Source organism: Bacillus sp. AFS077874 (genome assembly GCF_002566505.1).
Lineage (GTDB): Bacteria > Bacillota > Bacilli > Bacillales > Bacillaceae_G > Gottfriedia.
This window is the reverse complement of the sequence record NZ_NUYF01000014.1, coordinates 168,999-192,769: the sequence shown is the minus strand read 5'-3', so window position 1 is coordinate 192,769 and position 23,771 is coordinate 168,999. Positions and strand designations below refer to the sequence as shown.

The 23,771-nt window shown below is 31.7% G+C and carries 24 protein-coding genes; 10 read left to right on the top strand and 14 right to left on the bottom strand.

Going from position 1 to position 23,771, the window contains the following annotated elements; translation table 11 throughout:
* Positions 1-165: 165 nt before the first annotated feature.
* The 5 genes from COJ46_RS17260 to COJ46_RS17240 all read right to left on the bottom strand — a co-directional run bounded on the left by COJ46_RS17260 (position 166) and on the right by COJ46_RS17240 (position 5,130).
* Positions 166-903, bottom strand: coding sequence for a DUF2268 domain-containing putative Zn-dependent protease (locus COJ46_RS17260; protein ID WP_176522443.1), 738 nt, complete (start codon positions 901-903; stop codon positions 166-168).
* Between the two features lie 185 nt (positions 904-1,088).
* Positions 1,089-2,327 carry a beta-ketoacyl-ACP synthase II gene (gene fabF, locus COJ46_RS17255; RefSeq protein ID WP_097973681.1) on the bottom strand — a complete coding sequence of 413 codons (1,239 nt, stop codon included), beginning with the start codon at positions 2,325-2,327 and terminating at the stop codon, positions 1,089-1,091.
* 26 nt (positions 2,328-2,353) lie between these two features.
* Entirely contained in the window at positions 2,354-3,289 is a 936-nt protein-coding gene (locus tag COJ46_RS17250) for a beta-ketoacyl-ACP synthase III (protein ID WP_069032976.1), read from the bottom strand.
* A gap of 261 nt (positions 3,290-3,550) precedes the next feature.
* A complete protein-coding gene (locus COJ46_RS17245; RefSeq protein ID WP_097973682.1) occupies positions 3,551-4,357 on the bottom strand; it encodes a hypothetical protein in 807 nt (268 codons plus the stop codon).
* Between the two features lie 47 nt (positions 4,358-4,404).
* Complete coding sequence (locus tag COJ46_RS17240) at positions 4,405-5,130, bottom strand: alpha/beta hydrolase (protein WP_097973684.1); 726 nt, start codon at positions 5,128-5,130, stop codon at positions 4,405-4,407.
* A 163-nt stretch (positions 5,131-5,293) separates the two neighbouring features.
* Between COJ46_RS17240 and COJ46_RS17235 the strand changes: the two genes are divergently transcribed.
* Positions 5,294-5,482 (top strand): YjzD family protein, encoded by a 189-nt coding sequence (locus tag COJ46_RS17235; protein ID WP_069032973.1) that lies wholly within the window; start codon positions 5,294-5,296, stop codon positions 5,480-5,482.
* Between the two features lie 230 nt (positions 5,483-5,712).
* On the opposite strand, the gene COJ46_RS17230 is transcribed toward COJ46_RS17235, so the two are convergent.
* On the bottom strand, positions 5,713-5,895 hold the full coding sequence (locus tag COJ46_RS17230) for a YjzC family protein (protein WP_056473610.1): 183 nt from the start codon (positions 5,893-5,895) through the stop codon (positions 5,713-5,715).
* A gap of 152 nt (positions 5,896-6,047) precedes the next feature.
* Between COJ46_RS17230 and COJ46_RS17225 the strand changes: the two genes are divergently transcribed.
* Together COJ46_RS17225 and COJ46_RS24560 are read left to right on the top strand one after the other, a co-directional pair.
* On the top strand, positions 6,048-6,863 hold the full coding sequence (locus tag COJ46_RS17225; RefSeq protein WP_097973685.1) for a Cof-type HAD-IIB family hydrolase: 816 nt from the start codon (positions 6,048-6,050) through the stop codon (positions 6,861-6,863).
* Between the two features lie 181 nt (positions 6,864-7,044).
* A complete protein-coding gene (locus COJ46_RS24560) occupies positions 7,045-7,188 on the top strand; it encodes a hypothetical protein (protein ID WP_172445653.1) in 144 nt (47 codons plus the stop codon).
* A 77-nt stretch (positions 7,189-7,265) separates the two neighbouring features.
* Here COJ46_RS24560 and COJ46_RS17220 read toward each other — a convergent pair whose 3' ends face one another.
* Positions 7,266-7,784, bottom strand: coding sequence for a BsuPI-related putative proteinase inhibitor (locus COJ46_RS17220; RefSeq protein WP_097973686.1), 519 nt, complete (start codon positions 7,782-7,784; stop codon positions 7,266-7,268).
* A gap of 266 nt (positions 7,785-8,050) precedes the next feature.
* Here COJ46_RS17220 and COJ46_RS17215 point away from each other — a divergent pair, with 266 nt between their 5' ends.
* Positions 8,051-8,419, top strand: a complete 369-nt coding sequence (locus tag COJ46_RS17215; RefSeq protein ID WP_286133414.1) for a YetF domain-containing protein — start codon at positions 8,051-8,053, stop codon at positions 8,417-8,419.
* A 48-nt stretch (positions 8,420-8,467) separates the two neighbouring features.
* Here COJ46_RS17215 and COJ46_RS17210 read toward each other — a convergent pair whose 3' ends face one another.
* Positions 8,468-9,319 (bottom strand): YitT family protein, encoded by an 852-nt coding sequence (locus tag COJ46_RS17210; protein ID WP_286133415.1) that lies wholly within the window; start codon positions 9,317-9,319, stop codon positions 8,468-8,470.
* A gap of 172 nt (positions 9,320-9,491) precedes the next feature.
* Here COJ46_RS17210 and COJ46_RS17205 point away from each other — a divergent pair, with 172 nt between their 5' ends.
* Positions 9,492-9,620: a DUF3941 domain-containing protein gene (locus tag COJ46_RS17205; RefSeq protein WP_097973689.1), complete on the top strand. Its 129-nt coding sequence runs from the start codon at positions 9,492-9,494 to the stop codon at positions 9,618-9,620.
* A 1,194-nt stretch (positions 9,621-10,814) separates the two neighbouring features.
* Here COJ46_RS17205 and COJ46_RS17200 read toward each other — a convergent pair.
* Together COJ46_RS17200 and COJ46_RS17195 are read right to left on the bottom strand one after the other, a co-directional pair.
* On the bottom strand, positions 10,815-11,666 hold the full coding sequence (locus COJ46_RS17200; protein ID WP_286133416.1) for a YitT family protein: 852 nt from the start codon (positions 11,664-11,666) through the stop codon (positions 10,815-10,817).
* A 98-nt stretch (positions 11,667-11,764) separates the two neighbouring features.
* Positions 11,765-12,640, bottom strand: a complete 876-nt coding sequence (locus COJ46_RS17195; protein WP_097973691.1) for a CvfB family protein — start codon at positions 12,638-12,640, stop codon at positions 11,765-11,767.
* A 123-nt stretch (positions 12,641-12,763) separates the two neighbouring features.
* On the opposite strand from COJ46_RS17195, the gene COJ46_RS17190 reads away from it, so the two are divergent.
* Complete coding sequence (locus COJ46_RS17190) at positions 12,764-13,255, top strand: YajQ family cyclic di-GMP-binding protein (protein WP_097973692.1); 492 nt, start codon at positions 12,764-12,766, stop codon at positions 13,253-13,255.
* A gap of 63 nt (positions 13,256-13,318) precedes the next feature.
* Here COJ46_RS17190 and COJ46_RS17185 read toward each other — a convergent pair whose 3' ends face one another.
* Both COJ46_RS17185 and COJ46_RS17180 read right to left on the bottom strand, forming a co-directional pair.
* Positions 13,319-14,362 (bottom strand): LacI family DNA-binding transcriptional regulator, encoded by a 1,044-nt coding sequence (locus tag COJ46_RS17185; RefSeq protein WP_097973694.1) that lies wholly within the window; start codon positions 14,360-14,362, stop codon positions 13,319-13,321.
* Between the two features lie 229 nt (positions 14,363-14,591).
* A complete protein-coding gene (locus COJ46_RS17180; protein WP_097973696.1) occupies positions 14,592-16,094 on the bottom strand; it encodes an alpha-amylase family glycosyl hydrolase in 1,503 nt (500 codons plus the stop codon).
* Between the two features lie 216 nt (positions 16,095-16,310).
* On the opposite strand from COJ46_RS17180, the gene COJ46_RS17175 reads away from it, so the two are divergent.
* The 3 genes from COJ46_RS17175 to COJ46_RS17165 all read left to right on the top strand — a co-directional run bounded on the left by COJ46_RS17175 (position 16,311) and on the right by COJ46_RS17165 (position 19,942).
* A complete protein-coding gene (locus COJ46_RS17175; protein ID WP_097973697.1) occupies positions 16,311-18,083 on the top strand; it encodes a glycoside hydrolase family 13 protein in 1,773 nt (590 codons plus the stop codon).
* A 257-nt stretch (positions 18,084-18,340) separates the two neighbouring features.
* Positions 18,341-19,567 (top strand): ammonium transporter, encoded by a 1,227-nt coding sequence (locus tag COJ46_RS17170; protein WP_097973936.1) that lies wholly within the window; start codon positions 18,341-18,343, stop codon positions 19,565-19,567.
* Positions 19,568-19,579: 12 nt separating this feature from the next.
* Positions 19,580-19,942, top strand: coding sequence for a P-II family nitrogen regulator (locus tag COJ46_RS17165; protein WP_069032963.1), 363 nt, complete (start codon positions 19,580-19,582; stop codon positions 19,940-19,942).
* Between the two features lie 395 nt (positions 19,943-20,337).
* On the opposite strand, the gene asnB is transcribed toward COJ46_RS17165, so the two are convergent.
* Positions 20,338-22,185 (bottom strand): asparagine synthase (glutamine-hydrolyzing), encoded by a 1,848-nt coding sequence (gene asnB, locus COJ46_RS17160; RefSeq protein WP_097973699.1) that lies wholly within the window; start codon positions 22,183-22,185, stop codon positions 20,338-20,340.
* Between the two features lie 437 nt (positions 22,186-22,622).
* Between asnB and COJ46_RS17155 the strand changes: the two genes are divergently transcribed.
* A complete protein-coding gene (locus COJ46_RS17155; RefSeq protein WP_176522444.1) occupies positions 22,623-23,186 on the top strand; it encodes a DUF2777 family protein in 564 nt (187 codons plus the stop codon).
* Between the two features lie 41 nt (positions 23,187-23,227).
* Here the strand turns inward: COJ46_RS17155 and COJ46_RS17150 are convergent, their stop codons facing one another.
* Positions 23,228-23,602 carry a DUF1516 family protein gene (locus tag COJ46_RS17150; RefSeq protein ID WP_097973702.1) on the bottom strand — a complete coding sequence of 125 codons (375 nt, stop codon included), beginning with the start codon at positions 23,600-23,602 and terminating at the stop codon, positions 23,228-23,230.
* Between the last annotated feature and the right edge of the window lie 169 nt (positions 23,603-23,771).

Sequence of the window (23,771 nt, the reverse complement as noted above, 5' to 3'; positions counted from 1 at the left end):
TTCACTAATTTATTCCATTTTCCACTGAATTACAAAAAGTGTTTAACAAACTGAATAAAAAATAGTCAATAAATCATTAAAATATCATCGATTAAAGCTTCTCTGATACATTAATACTAAGCAATACATTATATACGCTCTGATCTGCTCTGGAATTGTTTGCATTCAAATCGAAAGATAATGTATTGCATTTTCCTTAATCTTTTTACTTGGCGTTCGTAAAAGGATATCAGTTGACCATTCTGTCTGCTCTGTACAACTTTTAACAATGTCGTATCCAACACTGTAACCCAATAATTTTGGAATTCCGTTCCCACCATACAAGTATTTTGAAAAATTATCATCATTACTTGTTATCTCAAGTTTATCTATTAAATATTTTTTATAATATAATTCACATTGCTTGGAAGAATATTGATTTGTCCATGGTGCCTGAACCGCTTCTCCATACAGATCTAAAACTGCAGTTTCGGCTAAACCTTCTAAAATCATAGCATCAAGTAATGTGACCTTTTTGTTTTTATATAACTTTGTCAATCTTACAATATGATGATACTCATGTAATAATACTGCTTTATGTTGTAAAATTCCTTCTAAAGGGGACAAAAATAAACAAATACAATTTTTATGTGCGATTCCACCCCTTTGATAAGTCGTGTTTTTAAACATATTTCCCGTTCTATGACAAGGTAAAATAAATATAGGAAGGTCAGGTCCTTTAAATTCTCTTTTTAACTTCTCAAACTCTTCAGAAAGGCTTTTCCATATACTTTTTTCATCTAGTTGTTTCAGATCATCTTTACTCAAAGTTGACAGCCTCGATAAACCGTGGGAAAGAAGATATTTATATAAACTTTCCTCATTATATTTCGGAAAATATGGTAAAAGTTTTTTCATTACCATTTGTTTATCTTCAATAAAATCAACCCATCTATAAGTTGGCATTATCCCAAGTTAATCACCACCTCAATTTACAATTAAAGTATGATAATTAACTAGTGAAAGTTACTTTTTTTTACACTGAGATTTTTAATAAAAAAAAGCTTAGGTAAAGACCTAAGCTTTCGTGTCCAAAATAAATTTTAAACTTATTTAGTAAATTCTTTAAATGCTAAAGTTACATTATGTCCACCAAATCCTAATGAATTAGAAATTGCTGCTTTTACATTAAATGGTCTAGCAACATTTGGTACATAATCTAAATCACATTCACTATCAGTTTCCTGGTGATTAATCGTTGGAGCTATTACTTTATTATGGATTGTTAATGCTGTAATAATTGCTTCAATTCCACCAGCTGCTCCTAGCATATGACCAGTCATAGATTTTGTTGAACTAATTGGTACATTGTATGCATGTTTACCAAATACTTCTTTAATTGCCATCGTTTCAAATTTATCGTTTAATTCAGTACTTGTACCATGTGCATTAATGTAATGAATATCTTCAACTGATAAACCAGCATCATCAAGTGCCATTCTCATTGCACGTGCGCCACCTTCTCCTCCTGGAGCTGGTGCTGTAATGTGGTGTGCATCACCCGTTGTTCCATATCCAACGATTTCAGCATAAATCTTCGCTCCACGAGCTAATGCGTGTTCTAATTCCTCAAGGAATACAATCCCAGCACCTTCACCAATGATAAAGCCATCACGAGCATTGTCAAATGGACGACAAGCTTTTTCAGGATCTGGATTTAATGATAAAGCTCTTGCAGCACAGAATCCAGCAAGACCCATATCAGTAATCGGTGCTTCGGCACCACCAGTAATCATTGCAACTGCATCGCCACGTTGAATAATTTTGAAAGCATCACCAATCGAGCTTGCACCAGAAGCACAAGCTGTAACTGTACAACCATTAGGACCTTTAGCACCAGTTAAAATAGATACTTGTCCAGAAGCCATATCAGGGATTAGCATTGGAATAAAGAATGGGCTTACTCGACGTGCACCTTTTGTTTGGAAAGTATTAAACTGTTCTTCATATGTTTCCATACCACCGATACCAGAACCAATCCAAACACCTACTTTAGGAGCAATTTCTTCATCAATTGTAAAGTTTGCATCTTCTAATGCCATTTTTGAAGCTGCAATTGCATAATGAGTAAAGCGGTCCATGCGTTTTACTTCTTTTTTATCAATATATTTTTCAGGATCAAAGTCTTTTACTTCTCCTGCAACTTTAACAGGGAAATTATCAGGATTTTTTCGAGTCAGAACACCAATTCCACTCTTTCCATTCATTAAACTTTCCCATACTGTATTTATATCATTACCAATAGGTGATACTGCACCTAAACCTGTAATAACAACTCTTTTTTTCATATTTAAAAAATCCTCCTTCAATTAGATTATCTTCCGAATCGAAGTGCAATTGCACCCCAAGTTAATCCGCCGCCAAATCCAACTAATACTAATACATCGTCTTCTTTAACATTTCCTTTTTTATATTCTTCAACTAATGCAATTGGAATTGAAGATGAAGATGTATTACCATGACGATCAATAATTACACTCATTTTTTCTTTAGGAAGCTGTAGTCTTTCTCTTGCAGCGTCCATTATACGAGTATTCGCTTGGTGTGGAATTAAGAAATCCACTTCTTCTTTTGTTAATCCTGCTAATTTTAAAACAGTTTCACAAGAATCTCCCATTTGACGAACTGCAAACTTAAACACTTCTCGACCATTCATTACTAAGTGATCTCCACCTTTATAAAGATGTTTACCACCTGTACCGTCCGCTCCTAATTCATAAGAAAGAATTCCTCTTCCTTCACTTACAGGACCGATAACTGCAGCACCTGCACCGTCACCAAATAAAACTGCCGTATTTCGATCTTCCCAGTTAACAATTTTAGTTAACTTTTCTGCACCAATTACTAGAATTCTACTGTATGTACCAGTTTTTACAAACTGAGCTGCAGTAACAACTCCGTAAATAAATCCAGCACAAGCAGCACTAATATCCATTGCAGCTGCATTTTTAGCTCCAAGTCTTTCTTGAATTACACAAGCAACTGATGGGAACGACTTATCTGGAGTAACAGTTCCAACTAGAATTAAGTCAAGTTCTTCTGCTTTTACATCTGCATCTTTTAAAGCTTCTACTGCCGCTTCATATGCTAAATCAGATGTGTCTTGTTCGTCACTAGCAATTCTTCTTTCTTTAATTCCAGTACGACTAACAATCCACTCATCTGAAGTATCCATCATTTGTTCTAAATCATAATTAGTTAACTTTTTTTCGGGTACGTATGAGCCAATACCTAAAATTCCAGCATTCATTAATATCCCCGCCTTACTTTATTATTTTTATGTCTTCTTATTATTACCTGGTACTAATTTTATGAAATAATATGTACTTTGTCTACATTTTTATCTTTTTAAATCCAGGCTATGTAAAAAAGATGAATCATTTCTTAAAAAGAATACCATTCAATTGGACGAACCTCAAAGCCCAAGCGAATTTTTAAACGAATAGTATTCTACTACAAAAAAGGAAATAGTTCAAAATGAACCATTTCCCTATTTGAGTAATGTATTTCATTAGTAAAGATGAAAATGCTGTTGAATTTGCTGTTTTTGCTTTTGTATACCGTCCTCAAATGAAGTTGTATTAATAATAACAAAAGGAGTTGCATCAACATAGTTTCTCATTTGAGCGAACTTTATTCCATCAATCATATTTTGTAATCTGGTGAAATTCCCGTCCTCTGGTAAGTACATACATTGTTTAGCTGTAATGATATATTTATGTTCTTTTAATTCCTTCTCAGAAATTATTCGAATTGCTTTACCAACATCTTCTACAAATAGAATTTCATTAGAACCGTATACATTTTTTATGGAAACATTCCTCTTTCCTAGTTCTTGAACAATCAATTCATGTACTAAGCCTGATGACGGCTCCCAAGGTCCATATAAAGATGGAATTTCAATATAAGTAATATTGCAGTCTATATTTTTACTCAATTCATTAACAGTTCTTTCTAAATCAGCTAATTCTTTTTTGGTAGATAATAAAAAGATAATATCCTTACTTTTGCCAATGATATTGTTAAATAGTTTTTCTGTAAACTCTATACTATTAATTGAGCCTTTTAACTTTAGTTCATCATAAAAATGACATATAAAAATAGTATCATATTGCTCATTCTCTAATAAAAATTGCTCTTCATCTAAAAAGATGACCTTTGCATTCCTTCCGATTGAAAAGATTTTTTCTTCACTTATTAAATCACTTTCATTTCCTTTTTCCATCACAACTGCTGAAACATCATTATATTCCATTAGTTGGCAAACTAACTCATATCCTATAAATCCACTGGATCCAATTACAGCACACTTTTTCATTATTAACCTCCTTCTTTTAGGAAATTTATTCAAAAAAAATATAGAGACTATAAAACATCCTGATATTTTTTTAAAAACCTTATTAAGTTTTTTCCACAGTCAAATTTTTTCTCTTCTAATGAAATCAAAATCGAAATCGGTAAATTATTTTTATGTCGCTCTTCTTCTAAAAGTCTAATATCACTTTTCCATTTATAATGATTTCTTGTTGTAGTGTATATTTTAATTGGTGAGATTGTTTCATAAAAAAAACATTCTCTATCTATAACCATATATATATCCGACGCTTTATATGCTTTCAAAATTTCATGAACTGTTCTTTTATAGAACAATTTATTTTCTCTTTCTAAATCTAATTCATTTTTTAAATTTAACGAAGGATTTAATAATGAAACACTTCTGACTTTACCCTTTAAGAGGCCAAGTAATTTACAAACGACTAATGCACCAGTACCTTCTCCAATTATATGAATTGATGGGTTTAAAATTTCTTTTCTCATAACTGAATGATATAAGCTTTCTGCTAAATCGACAGCGTCATCAGAACCCCAATTTTTTCCATATAAATTTGAAGTGAATACTGTGTACCCATCATCTGTTAAAGTTGATAATAACTTTCTTTTATCAAAATGCTGCAATAAGCAACTATGTGCATTATCTACGTAATGAGTATTCCCACCGATATAGAGTACTCCGAAACCATTCGGTCTAAAAGGTAGATGAATAACTGCATATTGATCCTCTTGTTTAAAAAATCTCTCAGTTACAGGCATTCCTATCACCTTATTATTAATGTAGTATTTTTGGGGAATTATAAAATTGGTATAAAAAATTCTTAAGTTACTTTTTTTAATTAAAACTTTTTAATTATAACTTCAATTATCAAATTTCTAGGTATATAATATGATAAGAACTAACTAGATAGGAGTGATTAGAGTGCGTTTTATTATGACATTGTTCTGGAGCTTTGTTTTATGCCAAATGGGAGCTTACGTTTTAAGTTCAATGACTGGCGGAGAGTATAACTTCACAACTGCTTCAGTTATGGCTGTAGTATTATCTTTAGCTATTTCAGTTCTTAGCGAAGCAATAATTCCTAACGAACCTGTTGCAAAACACCACTAAAATCTATATATAACATATGTTGTAGCACCCAAAAACGTTCAACTTGGTATATACATATGTCATCAATTATAGATTTAGATAATTTATAAAATACTAAAATTTTGATAAATACATTCAATATTTTGTATATTGTAAACGCATAAAAGAGCGCCCTCGATCAATTAATCGAAAGCGCTTTTTTTATACCTCTTTTAAGTTTCTACTGTTGGTTACTCTTCTATGATCCACAATTATTTAAATTTGGATTTATATGTCCATTTTCTATTATGGTTTTGTGTATCTGGAAAAACTTCTCCAGCCTGAAGTTTAATTTGTTTTGGGCGAGTTACGTTGCTTCCTGTTTCACCGATTTCCACGTATACCCCATTATTTGGTGCTTTGTCGCCTGGTCGAAATTGATGTGCTTGACCCATAATCTATTCCTCCTTCTTTTTAGGTTCTTATTGTTCCTCTAAATAGAAAGTTTTTTCTTTTAAAAAGATGGTATCATTAGTAATTATTGGCTTTTTATCCAATAATATTTTTTCTTAAAAAGATTAACATTAAAAAATAAAAGGTGATGAATATGAAAACAAAACACTTAATTGCACTAGATTTAGATGGCACCTTATTAACGGATGAAAAAACAATATCCGAACGTACTTTAAAAGTGATCCAACAGTTAAAGAATCAGGGTCACGAAGTATGCATTTCAACTGGTAGACCTTTTAGAGCTAGTAAAATGTATTATGACCAATTAAAACTTACAACTCCAATTGTAAACTTTAATGGTGCTTATGTTCATCACCCTCTAGATGATTCATGGGGTGTTTTTCACGAATCATTACCTTTAGAAGTTGCAAAAGAGGTAATTAGTTCTTGTAGAGAGTATGAATTAAAAAATATGTATGCTGAAGTAATGGACGATGTATACGCAGATAAACACGAAGAAGAGATTCTCCCACTTTTCCACTATTTAAAAGAAGATATAATCCACGGAGATTTAGTTATAAATCTTACACAAGCGCCAACATGTCTTTTAATCGATAGTGAAGAGTCTCATGTTGCAAGCATTCGTGAGCACCTATCAAATGTCCATGCTGAAGTAATTGATCACCGTCGTTGGGCAGCACCTCATCATATAATCGAAATTGTTAAAGCAGGCATGAATAAGGCAATAGGACTACAAAAAGTAGCTTCTTTCTATAATATTCCTCGAAAAAACATTATAGCTTTTGGGGATGAGGACAATGATTTGGAAATGATTGAATATGCAGGTCATGGTGTTGCTATGGATAACGCAATTCATCAATTAAAGAATATTGCAAACCACACGACATTATCTAATCAAGATGATGGAATTGCAATTTTTCTAGAAGATTTTTTCAACTTAAAAATATAATTCATCTTTGTCATTAATTTCAAAGATAACTAATAATAACCACTTATAACAATTTGCTAAATGAGCATTCTATTAAGGACTTCACCAAAGGGATTATCCACTTTTTGATATCGATCAATTACTATTGGAAATTCTTACGAAGTCAAAAACAAAAAGCTTTCCTATTTAGGAGGGAATCATAATGGGCAAAAGTAATAAGTCTAAGCGCTTTATTCAACAAAGTTCTGATTCTGTTACAAAGTACTCTGAAAAATTCCCTTATCACTTTACATTAGCCGAAGCAGAAGAGCGAAAAGCTAATAATAGTCAAAGCTTTAATGCTTAATTTAAAGCATTAAAAACAAAAAACAACCATTGGAATACTCCTTTGGTTGTTTTTTTATTTTTTCGTTTGTTCTTTATTTACTGAAGAAGTTTCTTGTAAGAAATTGTTTGGGTAACTGGTTTAATTTCTCCATTAAGATTCTTCTCATTAACCTTTGTTGCAACGATATTTGCTGTGATTTCATAATCCCCATATGGAAGGTTTTTATTTGCAAAATTAACTTGCTCTTCCCAAACTTGTGTTTTCCCGCTAGGAACCGCTACATTTGTAATGACTTGTGCATATACCATTTCTCGAGATGATTGATAAACTATTTGTCCACTTTCATCTTTAATTGTAAAATCAACTTTTTGAGATGAAGGGAATGTAAAATTTGCAGAGATTTTATTATCATTACGTAATGAATACTTCATTTTTACAAGCCCATTAGCTTCTGTAATTTCAAGTGTTGGTGAAAGCTTTTCAACGTCAATCTCATTACTTTGACCTACAGTTTGTTTTGTACTTGGTGTTGGTTTTATTTCCTTGTCACTCTTTGCACCACAACCAGAAAGAAGTAGTGAACAAGCTAGTAAGAGAATCAATCCCTTTTTCAAAATAATCTCCACCTTTTTAGTATCCTTATCCTAAATTATACCAAAAAGCTGAGAAATTACTTTAAAATTTCAGTGAAATATTGTGATTAGTAGCATTGATCATTTAGAAACAAATGCATAAATCTTAAAATTAAAAGAAAAATTAATTAAGTATTTATCTAATCATTGAAATTGTCGTTACTCCAATTATTGAAAAAGGCTTAACTAAAACAATTGTTGCTGCCACAGTTTTTGTATTAACTCTACTTGTATTAGAATATTTGCAGATGAAATCGAATACTCTTGAAAAATTTTTTACAGGAAAATCAAAAATTGTAGTAGAAAACCGGAAGTTGAATGTTAAAAATTTAAAAAAGCTACGTTTAACGGTTGATCAATTAGAAATGCGTATTCGAAATGAAGGAATTAATAAATTTGATGATATTAAGTTTGCTACAATAGAACCAAATGGCTTATTAGGATTCGAATTAGCTGAGGATGCAAAACCATTAACAATTAGAGAATTTAAAACACTAATGGAGTCGTACGGTTTTCAAGTTAATAATAATAATTTAAGTGAGAGTACTCAAAGTTCTGCTTCAATTTTTAATGAAATAAATGGAAAACAAAAACCTGAAAATCCTATATTGAAATAAACAAAAAAAAGACTAGCAAATTTAAACTTTTTGCTAGTCTTTATCTATTTAAATCTTTCTAAATTCACCTAAAACATCAACGGTTTGTACCACATTCGTAAAAGCTTTTGGATCTACTCTTTTTATAATTCTTTCCAAATCATATAATTCATAACGAGATAAAACAATCATTAAAATATCTTTATCTTGTTTAGTAAATGCTCCAGTAGCATTCATTTGTGTAATTCCTCGGACAAGTTTCGCATGAATTTCTTTTCTAAGCTCTTCACCTTTTGTAGTGACAATCATTGCCGTTAGCTTAACATGACTTGTATGAACACTATCGATCACACGAGTAGTAACATATAAATTGATTAAAGTATAAAGAGCTTTTTCCATTCCATATAGTTGGCCAGCTGTAATGATAATAATTGCATTAAACAAAAAGAAATAGGTTCCAACCGGTTTCCCTTTTGATTTTGAAAGAACTAATGCGATAATATCTAACCCACCTGTAGATCCACCAAATTTTAATGTCATTCCAATTCCGATCGCAGCAATTAAACCACCAAAAACTGCATTAAGAAGAATATCATCAGAAAAAATCGGTTTAACAGGTAAGATTTCCAAAAATAATGTCATAATCCCTACACTAAAGAAACTAAAAAACGTAAAGGAACGTCCAACTTTTTTCCATGCTAAGACGATAACAGGAATATTTAATAACGCTAAAAGAATCCCCGTCGATGCAGTAAACGGAGTGTAGTCAGTAATAATATTTGAAAGCAACTGCGCTAGACCTGCAAAACCACTTGAATAAACATTAGCAGGGATTAAAAAACAATTCATTGCAAACGCATTTAAGAAACCACCAATTATTACTACAACCAGCTTGAATAAAAGCTCTTTATTTCTTTCCACCAACTCTGCTTCCTCCTCAAAAAAATAAAACTTCTCTCTATATTAAAAAATTTGCCTCTGTAGAACATCATAGTTGTTTAACAAAAGCCAAAATGTAAAAACGAACACACATACATAATTAAGGTGATAAAGGCAATCCTAACATTATCATTTTTTATAAAGGAGCTTAAATATGCCTACTAGTGATAATGACAAAAAAGCAAAAGATAATAACGCTATAAGAGAAAAGAAAAATGCACAAGAAAGCAAAAATGCACAGGCTGGTAAGAAATCTTTTTCTAAAAGTGTCGATCATCTTTAATATTTAAAAAACGTTTTAAACAATTCAAAACATGTAGAATTTCATCTAATAGTTTAAGTATATTTAAATCTTTCTGAAAGACAATAAGAACTTTCTAAACTTGAAAAAGCCTTATTATTAAGAATATTTAACCGATGTAAATATTTTAAAAGAACCTCTAGAAACACTATTATATAAGTGTTTTTAGAGGTTTTAACAATTTTAAAAATTTGCCATACAATAGCCAACTCCCCTCCACAAATTGGAGAAGGTTTTTGGGGAATATTTTAATGCATAATTATAGTGGACAGACACATTTAAAAAATACAAAAAGAACCATTCCATCATTATTACTGGAATGGTCCTTTTTACTTGGAGTTTTAATGAATCATATTAAAAAAAGCCTCTTCTCAAAACATTAAAGTATAAATCAACATTGTACTGTCCATATTTGAAATGCAATATATCAAATAAGAACTCTTGCTACCTCTATTAATATAGTAATGTTTTCATTAGATAATAATAATAGCAGCAATTTTAGGTACTATCATACCAATGAAGTCTCATGCAGAAGTAATTCCAGAACCACCTAATCAAAGAAACAGTCAAACTAATTTACCTGCACCACCATCAGTATATGCAAAGAAAAGATAATGAGGTGATATCTCTTGAGTTCAATGCTAGCACAAGTTATTCTTTACCTAATTCTCCTTCTAGGATTCTATTATTTAACAAAATTCTTTCCAAATAGCTCGAAGTACTTCCTAGGAGCTATAGTTTTATTTATATTTGGAAGCATTGTTATCCATACAGATCATTATTTTGATAAATATTTTTTATTCATAACTTCTATCTGTTTATTAACTCTAATATCAATTTTTAAAAAAGATATTTCAATGCTACTGAATAAAATAATTAATTAAATTTCTTTAGGAGAAGTCACGCTATTTTTTGACTTCTCCTAAATATCTTAAAACAACTTACTCCAGTTCTAATCCCCAAAACTACATCAACAACTAAATCATTCTTCTCTTGAAACGCATTAACACCTACTTTAGTTTTCTCTTGATCGATACCATTATTAATATCTAATTTTAGATGTATCATGCCTACATTTCACTTTACTTACAGTCACTCATTTAAAGAACTAAAAAAGAGACTGTTCTAGCATTCGGAGAGTGTAAATATTTAATTTTTGAGCGGTTAATTTCACTCCTAAAACTTCCTAAATTCTCCAAAAACATCAATTGTTTGAACAATATTTGTAAATGCCTTTTCATCAACTGATTTAATGACTTTCGATAGATGATATAACTCATACCGTGATAGTACCATCATTAAAATTTGTTTATCTTGATTCGTAAAAGCACCTTTCGCATTGATTGCAGTAATTCCTCGCACTAGCTTCGAATGGATTTCTTTACGCAACTCGTCACCTTTTGTTGTTACAATAAAGGCAGTTACTTTGATATGACTAGTATGAATTGCATCAATGAATCTAGACGTTACGTATAAGTTAATTAATGTATAAAGTGCTTTCTCCATTCCATAAATATAGCCCGCTGTTAAAATAATTAACGCATTAAACAGGAAGAAGTATGTACCAACTGGTTTTCCTTTCGAACGTGATAATACTAGTGCAACTATATCTAATCCACCTGTTGAAGCACCAAACTTTAATGTATATCCAATCCCAACTGCAACAATTAATCCACCAAATACAGCGTTTAGTAAAATATCTTTTGAGAATAGCGGCGTTACTGGGATTACTTCTAAAAATAACGTCGTGATTCCAACGCTTAAAATCGTAAAATACGTAAAAGATCGACCTATTTTTTTCCATGCTAAAATGATAACAGGGATATTTAATATCGCAAGTAAAATACCAGTAGAAGCCGAAAAAGGTGTAAAATCATTTAATAAATTTGTAAGTAACTGAGCTAAACCAGAAAAACCACTTGAATAAACACTGACGGGAATTAAAAAACAATTCATCGCAAATGCATTCATAAATGCACCAAATATTACTACAAGAACTTTTATTAACAATTCTTTTTTGTCATTCACCTACAAGCCTCCTAAACATTCATATGTTTAGTATGCCTGTAAATTGTAAAAAAATAGCAAAAAACCACTTCACCAAGTGAAATGGTTTCAAAAACTAATTATTGCTCTTTCTTCTCAAACAGTTCTTTAGCGTAAGTCCAACCGTCTTCTTGATAGATTTTATTTTCCTTTAATAATCTACCCATCGCTCGTTTAAATGAAGCTTTACTAATTTTAAATCTTACTTTAATATCCTCTGCGTCACTCTTATCCCAGTAAGGCATTGCCCCACCACGACTCATCATATATTCATAAATGTCATTTGCTTCTTGATCTAATCCTTCATGCACCCTTGGTAAAAGTGATACGTTAATACTTCCATCATCTTTAACATCAATAATGCGTCCACTTACTCTTTCACCAATGCGCGGTTCAGTTTTTCTCTGAGATTCATGGATAAAACCTATGAAGCGTTCATCAGTTAAAATATAAGAACCCACTCTTAAAGTACGATAAATGATTCCTGTAACATTTTTATTAAGCATACTAGGTTCAGCAGGTACAGAGAACTCTTTCATGACTGGTTCAGTAGCAATTTTAATTAATAGTCTGCCTTTGTTTGTTTGCTTTAACGTACAAAAAATTTCATCGCCTGCTTCAGGCCAAACTTCTTGAAGAGGTGGAAGGTCACCTTTTTCTAAAAGAATATCTTTAGAAATGCCGATGTTTACAAAAACACCCACTCCATCAAGTTTATCGACTACTTTTGCAAATCCATATCCTTCTGTTGTAATGAACGGCATTTCCATCGTTGCAGAAAGTCTACCTTTAGAATCATGATATAAAAATACAGTTACTTCTTGATCTATTTCAACTTCACCAGATGCCTCATTTTTATGTAAAAATACTTCTTCTTGATCTTGGACAAGCATATACCCAATCTCTGTTTCTCGACTGCAAACTAAAGTTACAATCTCTCCTGCTTGTAAACTCATTCTTTGTTACATCCTCTCTAAACTTCCAAACTAAAAATTATTATATCATGCATAATGAAAGTTTGTTACTTCGTCTATCATACACTATAATACAAGTATTAACGAATTGGAGGGATTCTATCTATGTCTAAAGAAAGTTCATTTGATATTGTTTCAAAAGTAGACTTACCAGAAGTCTCGAATGCGATTCAACTTGCTACAAAAGAAATCGCAACTCGCTATGACTTTAAAGGAAGCAAAAGCTCAATCACATTAGAAAAAGAAGAACTAGTTTTAGTTTCTGATGACGATTATAAGTTAGAGCAATTAAAAGACGTATTAATTAATAAATTAATTAAACGCAATGTTCCAATTAAAAATCTAGACTACAGTAAAGTTGAAGGTGCTTCGGGTGGTACTGTAAGACAAAGAGCTAAATTAGTTCAAGGTATAGATAAAGATAATGCAAAAAAGATCAATACAATCATTAAAAATAGTGGATTAAAAGTAAAATCACAAATTCAAGATGATCAAATCCGTGTGACTGCAAAAAGTAGAGATGATTTACAAGCAATTATCGCTGCTGTAAAAGGTGCAGATTTATCTGTTGATGTTCAATTTTTAAATTACCGATAAGCATATACATATTTAAAAGAGGATGAAACGAATCATCCTCTTTTTTAACTTTTATAAATTCAATTAGCTACTAACTAAGGTTAATCTTTCATTCTTTACACATGTGCCACGGACTACTATTTTATATGGAACGATAATACTTTTTTCAGTACCATCTGGTTCTTCAATTTTTGCAATAATATTTTTTGCTGCTTCATTGCCTAATTGATAAATATTAATATCTACTGATGTTAATGGTGGATTTGCTAATTCTGCAAAAATTGCATTATTAAAGCTAATAATTGAAAGATTATTTGGGACTGAAATGTTATGTTCGCTTAATACACTTATAATTCCTAATGCTAATACATCATCAGTTACAACAATCGCAGTCGGAAGCTCCTTTAATTCAAGCAATTGATTTACTGCTTTTCTTCCACCGTCTCTCGTAAATGATGTAAAGATAATTTCTTCTTTATTTACTGAAAGTCCGTTTAATTGCATTGTATCTTGGAATCCGCGTAAACGGTTTTGAGTTACAAGAAGACTACTATCTCCTCCAACAAACGCAATTTGTCGATGTCCATGATCAATTAAATAATTCGTTACATCTCTAGCAGCTGCATAATTATCGTTATCAATATATGTTATATCATCAATTGAATGATAAGGCTTCCCTACTAATACAAAAGGAAAGTTATTTTCGTTCAAATAATCAATAATCTTATCATTTTCCTTAGAGTAAAGGAGAATAATTCCATCTACTCTTCTACCTCTAATTGTTTTAATCACAGTTTGTTCAACCTCTTCTTCGTTGTTTCCTGTAATAAAATAAAGAGAGTAATCTTTTTGATTCGAATACGCTGTAACACCTCTAATTACTTCTGCAAAAAATGGATTTTGAAATGATGTATCTAATGCTGGTGGCAAAACTAATCCAATTGATTTCGTTGATCGATTAGCCAATGACCTTGCATTTAAATTTGGATGATAATTTAGTTCATCCATTACTTTTCTAACTTTTCTTTTTGTTTTTTCACTAATTCTTGGGTTGTTTGAGATAACTCGAGACACCGTTGAAGGCGCTACATTCGCTTTCTTCGCAACATCCTTAATTGTAATAGTCATTTTAATTCCCCTTATTTACGAATGAATGTAAACGTTATCATTTCTTCTTTAGATGTAGACTCTATTTAAAAGATTATTGATTCTTGATACAATCCACATCTTCCTTCACAAGTCGATGTCCCGTTTATTATTCTGGAATCTAGTGGATTAAATCTTTTTAAAAATTTGCTTAGAATACTAAATAAGACAGTAATCTTCTCAAGTATTCTAAGCTTAAGCTAACTAGTATTTATTTCTCTTCATTATTAGGTCTTCTTGCAAACCATAAAAAGATGATAAACGCCACAAAAATAGATGGAATTGCAATAATCACTCCAATGTTTAAACTAGTTTTAGGTGCAACTGCATAAACATTTGAAGATTCTCTTTTAAGGACTATATCAAATCCTTTTTTATTTGGACGAACCAAATCATCACTTAACATCCCTCTTAATTCATTAGACTTTTTAACAACATCAAAATCTACATGAACCTTTTGATCAAGAGAAGTATTATTTATTGCAACGATCGTAGTTTCATCATTATAATGTCTCTTAATTAAAGTCATACCTTTAGAATCATCATAAAGCACTTCAAAATCACCATCAGAAAGTGACGGTAAAGTTCTTCTTAATTCAGTCAGCTTTTTAATATATTTTGAAAAATCTTCATCAGTACGGAAATCCATTCCTTTTCGATTATCAGGGATGTTTCCGCCATTTAGTGCAATTTCTGTCCCGTAATACGTCAACGGAATCCCCGGTGTTGTAAATAAATATGCAAGTGCCAACTTTAATCTTGAAGGTGGATACTGCCCTTTTGCTAGAGCTATTGAAACAAAACGCTTAGTCATTTCATCATCTAAATAGTTAATCATTAATGTCGAACCTAACTGCTTACTTAAATCCGCTTGTTGCTTCATTATGTCAGTTAATGATTGATTTTGTGAAGAAAACGTATTTGCTAAATCATCAACTGAATCAACATTATAAATTCCATTAAAACCTAAATTTTTATATTTATTTAGATCTATATCACTTGAAGCATTTAAATCAGCAAATAAAATGAAATTTGGATTTTTCTTTTTAATTTCTTTGTTAAATGATTCCCAAAATGAAACAGGTACATTATTTACTTCTTGTAAATTATATCCGTCAAAATTAGCTTGATCCATCCAATACTTAGCTGTTTCAATTAAGTAATTAGCTACTTCATTATTTTCTTGATTAAAATCAGGTAACCCATTTATCCATTTCTTTTCTGAACTTGTACTATTTTCAGGATTAAACCAATCCGTTTTTTTAGCAAGTTCATTATTTGGCGAAGCATTATTTGTAACAAAATCAATATAAACTTTTATATTACGTTTATGCGCTTCTTTAACTAACTTCTTAAGTTCTTTATTTGTTCCGAACCTTGGATCAATTTTTCTAAAATTAACGACTGAGAATCCATCATATGAATTTGCGTCATTCTCAAAAATAGGTGATATAGAAATAGCATTATATCCAAAATCCTTAAGATAATCTAATTTTTGGGTAATACCATCTAAATCCCCACCCTGAGATTTATTTAAATCTTTCGGGTCTGTATTTTTATCATTCATAGGATTACCATCAAAAAAACGATCAATTAAAATTCGATAAATCATTTCTTTTCTTAGATCAGTTGTATTTTTTTCTGCAAAACCAATACTTGGTAACGTACTAAAAAATAGTACAGACACTAGTATTAAAAAACCAAATCGCCTCATTTTTTCTCCCCCTGCAAGACACTCGCATGTACAAAAATTTCACTCTCTACATTATTTTGCAAAATATTACAATGAAATTCAAATGTTAAATTAAATTTCATAAAAATGGAAGCGATTGCACACACTATTTAATTATACTGTTACAAAATTAGATAGCAAGTTAATTCCTTACAGACATTCATAATAAAATTATACTAAAAAATAAAGGGTGGGATCATGCAAATTGAATCAATATATCATCAGCCATATGATCAATATGCTTTTTCAATAGATGATAAAACCTATCGTTTAAGAATACGAACAAAAAAAGGTGATTGTACAGAAATTATTTTTTATTTCGGAGATCCATTTAAATTTAATGAATCAGGTTGGCAAATTGAATCAGCACTCTCCATGTATCTTGCATTTTCCACTGAACTATTTGACTACTGGGAAGTAAATGTAATCCCTCCAAATAAACGAATGAAATATCAATTTCTTTTAAAAAATGAGCAAGATTCTTTATTTTATGGTGAGGGCGGATTTTCAAACAATTTTAACCCTAACGATCAATCAAACTGTTTTACATTGCCGTTTCTTCATAAAAATAATTTAATATCACCTCCGAATTGGATTCATGATACAATTTGGTATCAAATTTTCCCCGATCGATTTGCTAGTGGAAATAACAAGAATAATCCTATCAATTCCACTCCGTGGGGCTCTACTCTACCAACTAGTTCAAGCTATTTTGGTGGTGATTTAGAAGGTGTTATTCAAAAAATAGATTATCTTAAAAGTTTAGGAATATCCGGTATTTATTTAACTCCTATTTTTGAAGCAAATTCAAATCATAAATATAATACAATCAATTATTTTAGAATAGATCCTACTTTTGGAGATGAAAAAGTATTAAAAACATTAATCGAAAAATGTCATAAAAATAATATTCGAGTTATGCTTGATGCAGTATTTAACCATACAAGTGCATCCTTTCCTCCATTTCAGGATGCTTTGCAAAACGGAAGGGAATCCGCCTTTTATGAGTGGTTTCACTTTTTTAAAGATGAACAAAACAATGCAGCGTATGAAACTTTTTCTTTTGTAAAGGAAATGCCAAAACTAAATACTGAAAATAAAGAAGTACAAAATTTTTTATTAGAAGTAGGTTCTTATTGGATCAAAGAATTTAATATAGATGGTTGGCGTTTAGATGTAGCAAACGAAATCGATCATTATTTTTGGAAACTATTTAATAAAAAAATGAAGGAATTAAAAAAGGATTTATTTATTGTAGGTGAGATTTGGCACCATGGAATTCCATGGTTAAGAGGTGACGAATTCGATTCTGTTATGAATTATCCTCTAATGAAATCGCTTTTTGATTATTTCGGGTATCAATCAATTTCAAAGATACAATTTCAATATTCGATTAACGATTTAATAGCCCAATATCCATTACCTGTAATCAAAGCGCTCTTCAATGTATTAGGTTCACATGATACACCAAGAATACTGACGCAATGTAATCAAAATGAAAAACGAGTGATACTATTATATGTCTTTTTATTTACTTTCTTTGGAACTCCATGTATCTACTACGGAGATGAAATTGGTCTACAAGGTGGAAATGACCCCGAATGCCGAAGCTGTATGCTTTGGGACAAATCAAAATATAATTTAAGTATCTTTGATTCAATAAAAAAATTGATTTCGATAAGAAAAAAATACTCAGTTTTAGAAAATGACGGTGAGTTTAATTGGGTACAAGCGGAACAGCCCGACATTGTTATGTATGAAAGAAAGAATAATCAATTTCATTTTTTTATCATCATTAATAACTCAAGCGAAAAACAGTCAGTTAAAGTACCAATAGATTTAGGTAAGAAAAGAATTACAAATGTATGGAATGGCGAACAGTTTGCAACTGAATCTGATTCAATTGGTGTTGATCTACTAGAGACCGACTTTTTAATCTTGCAAGTAGAAGATACAAACTTATTTAATTAAGGCTGTTGTCCTGACATCAAACTTTCAAATACGGACTCATTTAAGTGGGTCTGTATTTTTATTCACTCATTTACGTTATGTTAGATTTTCTAACAAATTAGTTATATGTTAGCGTTTTCATTATAATTTTATATATTTTTTTGGGAATTTCGTGAAATTATTATTGAATTTTGCATACATTCTGAATATGATAACTTATATAACATTTAATGTTATAAAAACTAACATTAAAGAAATGGGGAATGAAGATGAACGGTATTCAAGCTGCGGATAGTGTATTTCTTTTTATTTCAACTGTTTTAGTCATGATTATGACACCTGGTTTGGCACTTTTTTACGGCGGTATGGTTAAAAGTAAAAACGTATTAAGTACTACAATGCATAGCTATTCTGCTATGGCAATCGTATCAATCCAGTGGGTGTTAATTGGTTACTCTTTAGCATTCGGTCCAGATTTTCATCATTTGATTGGTAACTTTTCTTGGGTAGCATTAAAGGATGTTGGTTTTACTCCAAATGATAACTACAGCGCAACAGTTCCTCATAATCTTTTCATGATGTTCCAGCTAATGTTTGCAATTTTAACTCCTGCTCTTATATCAGGTGCCTTCGCAGAGCGCATGAAATTTTCGGCATTTCTATTATTTACTCTTTTATGGACAACATTTGTTTACGATCCATTAGCTCACTGGGTTTGGGGCGTGGATGGTTGGCTTCGTAATCTAGGTGCTTTAGACTTCGCTGGCGGAACAGTTGTCCATATTTCCTCCGGTGTTTCAGGTTTGGTTCTGGCTCTACTTCTTGGCAAAAGACGAGATTTCGGATCTACATCACCTCATCATTTACCACTAACTGTATTAGGCGCTGGACTATTATGGTTTGGGTGGTTCGGATTTAATGTTGGTAGTGCTTTAACATTAAATGATGTGGCTTTAACTGCATTCATAAATACAAATACTGCAGCAGCTGCAGCTTCAGTTGCTTGGGTGCTAGTGGAATGGTACGTAAATAAAAAACCTACTATTTTAGGTGGCGTTAGCGGTGCCGTAGCTGGATTAGTTGCAATTACACCTGCTTGTGGATTCGTCACTCCTCTCTCATCAATCGTGATTGGATTTTTAGGTGGTGTCATATGCTTTTTAGCAGTAACATACTTAAAATACAAATTTGGATATGACGATGCTTTAGACGCATTCGGTTGTCACGGAATCGGTGGGACATGGGGAGCTATTGCAACAGGATTATTCGCCACAAAATCAGTAAATAGTGCAGGTGCAAACGGACTTTTTTACGGTGACATATCACTTCTTTGGAAACAACTACTCGCTATCGGAGCAACCTATCTTTTTGCAGGAGTTATTACCTTTTTAATTGTGAAAGTTATAGGCTTTTTCATCCGCATTCGAGTTGATCAAGAGGAAGAAAACCTCGGCCTTGACTTAAGCATACACGGAGAAAAAGCATATCACGACGCAAGTATTTAAGGAGGGAAAAAAATGACTGCAAAATTAACCAAAATTGAAATCATTACACGGCCAGATAAATTTGATGTATTAAAAGATGCACTTTCAAAGGTAGGAATCACAGGAATGACCGTAACGAACGTTTTAGGATGTGGAATGCAATCAGGCTATACGGAAGTGTATCGAGGAAAAAAACGAACAATCAATTTACATGAAAAAATAAAAGTTGAAATAGTCGTATGTGACGTACCTGTTCAAGCTGTAATCGATGAAGCAAAAAGAGTGTTAAAAACAGGAAAACCTGGGGATGGAAAAATATTTGTATACCCTATTGAAAACGCGATAAAAATTCGTACTGGCGAAGAAGGAAGAGACGCATTACAAAATGATTATTAGATTTTAAAACCTAGTCGTTCTATATGGCTAGGTTTTTTATTGATTTATATATTACATTTGCACAGATGAGATTTAAGGCTAATGCACCTATGTAACTTAATTAATGCTTTTGTGCAACTGTTCGTCAGCATTTAGAATTTTACAGACTAATCCCGTCTTATCAATACGATTTTTATTTGGAATTCAACTATTTTTATGTAATTCCTCGTTTTTAATTGCGATTTCTGGTTTTTATTTGCGATTCCACGGATTTAATTGCGATTCTCAATATTTAATTGCGATTCTACTTTTTTAATTGTGATCCCTTTCTTAATTGCGATTCTACTATTTATTTGCAGTTCCACGCTGCTATTTTAACAGACAAAAAAAGAGGTGAAAAAGATCACCCCCATACTTTAAGCTTTCACATTAATATTGAATTTTTTAAACCAAACATGAATTTGATATAAATGAGCTAGTAACTGAGGTCCAGACATTAATTGTCCGTACCATGGAACTTGAAATGCTTTTCCTTCACTTTCCACTAAACTATTTAATTGCTCTTTATCAAGAAACTCGTAAAGAGCTGAGCTTTTATCTTTTAAGGCTTCTTTTAATTTTTGAACAACTAATTTTGTATAAACCGGGTTATGCGTCTTTGGATACGGGCTTTTTTTGCGGTATAAGATATCATCTGGTAACAGACCTTCAAGAGACTTTCTTAAAATGCCTTTTTCACGGTCGCCATACATTTTAAGCTCCCAAGGGATATTCCATACATATTCGACAAGTCGGTGATCTGCAAAAGGAACACGCACTTCAAGGCTCGCTCCCATACTCATCCGATCTTTTCGATCTAATAATTGTGACATAAACCATTGACGATTTAAATAAAACAGTTGTCTTCTTTTAGCTTCTAATGGACTTTCTCCTTCAAGGATTGGCGTTTCTTTTACAGTCTCGTTGTATCGATCTTGAACGTACTGAGCTAAATTTAGCTTCTTACTCCATTCGTCTTTTAAAAGCTTTTGACGAAGTTCTGTTGATCTCATCCAAGGAAACGCTGGTCTGTTCAAATCATCTTCTCGGTGAAACCAAGGATACCCACCAAAAATTTCATCAGCACATTCTCCTGATAAACCTACTACAAAGTTCTGTTTAATTTTTTGACAAAACCATAATAATGAAGAATCGACATCCGCCATTCCTGGAAGATCACGACACTCTGTCGCCTCGTCTAAATATTGAACCAGTTCTTCGTTTGTAATGACACATCTTTGATGATTTGTATTAAATGTTGAAGACATTAACTCAATCCAAGGTTGATCTGAATTAGGTTGGAATACACTTGATGTAAAATATTTATCATTTTCCTCATAATCGATTGAATATGTGGTTAATTGTCCTTTTCCTTCTTTAGCGTAATGATTAGCAGCGATTGCTGTAATGGTACTAGAATCAACTCCACCTGATAAAAACGTACATAAAGGCACATCGGAAACCAATTGTCTTACGATTGCATCTTCAACATAAAAACGTACTTTTTCAATCGTTTCAGCAACTGAGTCTGTGTGTATATCGCTTTTAACATCCCAATATTTCCATATTTTCAGTCCATTTCTTGAGAATGTCATAGCATGACCACCACGGAGTTCTTTAATTCCATCAAAAACACCATTTCCAGGCGTACGAGATGGACCAAGTCCAAATACTTCTGAGAGCCCTTCTTCAGTTAATTCAGCCTTTACACCAGGGTTTGCTAAAATTGCCTTTACTTCTGAAGCGAATAATAATCTTTTATAGTCTTCTTTATAAAATAGAGGTTTAACACCTAAACGGTCTCTTGCAATGAATAGACTTTCCTTTTCTTCATCCCAGATTGCAAAAGCAAATATTCCATTAAATTTGTCTACACATGCTTCCTTCCACTCAATATAGCTTGTAAGTAGTACCTCTGTATCCGAATGCCCTTGAAACGTATAGCCTCTTTTTAAAAGTTCTTTTCTAATATCCTCAGTATTATATAACTCACCATTGTAGCAAAGCGTGTACGTGGAGTTACCTTTCGTCTTACGCATCGGTTGTTTTCCACCTACCGGATCAACTACAACTAATCTTTTGTGGCCAAAACTACAATGATTCGACGTCCAAATATTCGTATCATCTGGCCCTCGTTTAGACAATGTTTCAGCCATTTTTTTTGTGACTGAATTTACATTGGATAAATCCTTTTGAAAATCTGCCCACCCAGTTATACCGCACATGTTTTTTTCTCCTTTCTGGGCTATTTCCCTATAAAACTAAAGTTAATTCTATATCGTATTATTGTTTTTAAAAATAGGTGCGTTAATCCTCAAAAAAAGTTTGTAACTTATCAATATTTGTCCATACGTTTTTTTAATTTTTGCATAGTTATAAAATAGTTAAGTTATGTCAATAAATGAAAAAAGTAGCAGCTTTATTAAAATCGAAATAAACGCAGCTATTATGATTTATAAATCCTAATACCGGTCGGAAAATAGAGTAAATTTTTTAATCCATTTAAACAATATTCGAGATTCAAAAAAAGGTTCGAACGAAAAAAAGATTCTATTAGATACTTAATTTTATGATTCAATAAAATGTCCGAATCACTACTTTTCACTTGAACCTATGTAATTAAACAATGAACAGCAGAACGCTTGTAACTGGAGGTTACTTAATGCAATTTAAGCACCGATCACAATTATTTCAAAAGCAACCTCGCGCTTTTACTATTGGAGCAATTGAAGAAATAAATGATGAATGGGTCTTTTTCGATGATGAAACTGATGAGGCATTTTTACTTGAGGATCTTATCGATGAAGATTTTGAAGTTTCTATAAATGAAGAGTGGGTTCCTGCTTCTTTAAAAAATGGTAATTTTATTATTCAGTATTCCAAAAAGAAAAAATTACAAAATGGTGATATCCTTCGTATTCAAAGAAAGCTTTTATATAGCTTCGATTCACTATTGAAAAATTTGACCGATGAATCATTTTATACTTTGGCGTACCTACTAAATACTCATAGTTTTTCCCTATACGATTGCTTGTACTGTCACAACTTCCTGTCATTTCAACCTGAAGGTTCACCTTCAGAAGGAGTTAATTTCATCGTATTTGATAATGGAGAACTTGTTTGTTCAGTATATCACCAATTTAGAATTTCATCTGAAGAACAAAACCATCGATTTGAACTCACGAAAGCTACAGGTAACCGCTACCTATTAACTCAACTTTCATAAATAGAAAAAACTGTCACAAGTAATTTGTGACAGTTTTTTTATTAAGCAAAGAAGTGAAAACCTTGTGGTAATCTAAATCCTAAATATAATAAAGCTAAAATAAATACTGTAAAAATAGTTGCAGGAACAACCATTTTACGGTGTTTCTTAGAAGACACTGTGAAATATTCAAACACACCTAACATAAGAATACCAAGTGTCATTTTTACGTTATAAAGCATCATCATATTAGACGGCATATTTTCTTTATTTGAAATATGAATAAATAAATACAGTCCAGTTCCTAAAATAACGAAGTATAAAAGACGTAAAATCATATGGGCAACTTTCACATTCCAACCATTTTTGTATCCGTGCCCAACAAATAAAGCTAAAATAATAGCGATTACCCACGATGTAATATGTAAGTGAATCATTTCATTTCCTCCCAAATATATATTCTAAATAATCATAACATAAGAGATCCAATAAGGAAAAATGTAGATGAAATGGAAATGGAAAAGATTTAAAAAAATTCACAAATTGTTCAAAATATAAGCTATGATTTTATACCCATTAACCGTTATGAAAAGCATGACTTAATAT

What these genes read in the sequence shown, in the direction of transcription:
- COJ46_RS17260 (WP_176522443.1), bottom strand. Translation starts at nt 903, where the DNA reads ATGGTAATGAAAAAACTTTTACCATATTTTCCGAAATATAATGAGGAA.
- fabF (WP_097973681.1), bottom strand. Translation starts at nt 2,327, where the DNA reads ATGAAAAAAAGAGTTGTTATTACAGGTTTAGGTGCAGTATCACCTATT.
- COJ46_RS17250 (WP_069032976.1), bottom strand. Translation starts at nt 3,289, where the DNA reads ATGAATGCTGGAATTTTAGGTATTGGCTCATACGTACCCGAAAAAAAG.
- COJ46_RS17245 (WP_097973682.1), bottom strand. Translation starts at nt 4,357, where the DNA reads ATGAAAAAGTGTGCTGTAATTGGATCCAGTGGATTTATAGGATATGAG.
- COJ46_RS17240 (WP_097973684.1), bottom strand. Translation starts at nt 5,130, where the DNA reads ATGCCTGTAACTGAGAGATTTTTTAAACAAGAGGATCAATATGCAGTT.
- COJ46_RS17230 (WP_056473610.1), bottom strand. Translation starts at nt 5,895, where the DNA reads ATGGGTCAAGCACATCAATTTCGACCAGGCGACAAAGCACCAAATAAT.
- COJ46_RS17225 (WP_097973685.1), top strand. Translation starts at nt 6,048, where the DNA reads ATGAAAACAAAACACTTAATTGCACTAGATTTAGATGGCACCTTATTA.
- COJ46_RS24560 (WP_172445653.1), top strand. Translation starts at nt 7,045, where the DNA reads ATGGGCAAAAGTAATAAGTCTAAGCGCTTTATTCAACAAAGTTCTGAT.
- COJ46_RS17215 (WP_286133414.1), top strand. Translation starts at nt 8,051, where the DNA reads ATGAAATCGAATACTCTTGAAAAATTTTTTACAGGAAAATCAAAAATT.
- COJ46_RS17205 (WP_097973689.1), top strand. Translation starts at nt 9,492, where the DNA reads ATGCCTACTAGTGATAATGACAAAAAAGCAAAAGATAATAACGCTATA.
- COJ46_RS17195 (WP_097973691.1), bottom strand. Translation starts at nt 12,640, where the DNA reads ATGAGTTTACAAGCAGGAGAGATTGTAACTTTAGTTTGCAGTCGAGAA.
- COJ46_RS17190 (WP_097973692.1), top strand. Translation starts at nt 12,764, where the DNA reads ATGTCTAAAGAAAGTTCATTTGATATTGTTTCAAAAGTAGACTTACCA.
- COJ46_RS17185 (WP_097973694.1), bottom strand. Translation starts at nt 14,362, where the DNA reads ATGACTATTACAATTAAGGATGTTGCGAAGAAAGCGAATGTAGCGCCT.
- COJ46_RS17180 (WP_097973696.1), bottom strand. Translation starts at nt 16,094, where the DNA reads ATGAGGCGATTTGGTTTTTTAATACTAGTGTCTGTACTATTTTTTAGT.
- COJ46_RS17175 (WP_097973697.1), top strand. Translation starts at nt 16,311, where the DNA reads ATGCAAATTGAATCAATATATCATCAGCCATATGATCAATATGCTTTT.
- COJ46_RS17165 (WP_069032963.1), top strand. Translation starts at nt 19,580, where the DNA reads ATGACTGCAAAATTAACCAAAATTGAAATCATTACACGGCCAGATAAA.
- asnB (WP_097973699.1), bottom strand. Translation starts at nt 22,185, where the DNA reads ATGTGCGGTATAACTGGGTGGGCAGATTTTCAAAAGGATTTATCCAAT.
- COJ46_RS17155 (WP_176522444.1), top strand. Translation starts at nt 22,623, where the DNA reads ATGCAATTTAAGCACCGATCACAATTATTTCAAAAGCAACCTCGCGCT.
- COJ46_RS17150 (WP_097973702.1), bottom strand. Translation starts at nt 23,602, where the DNA reads ATGATTCACTTACATATTACATCGTGGGTAATCGCTATTATTTTAGCT.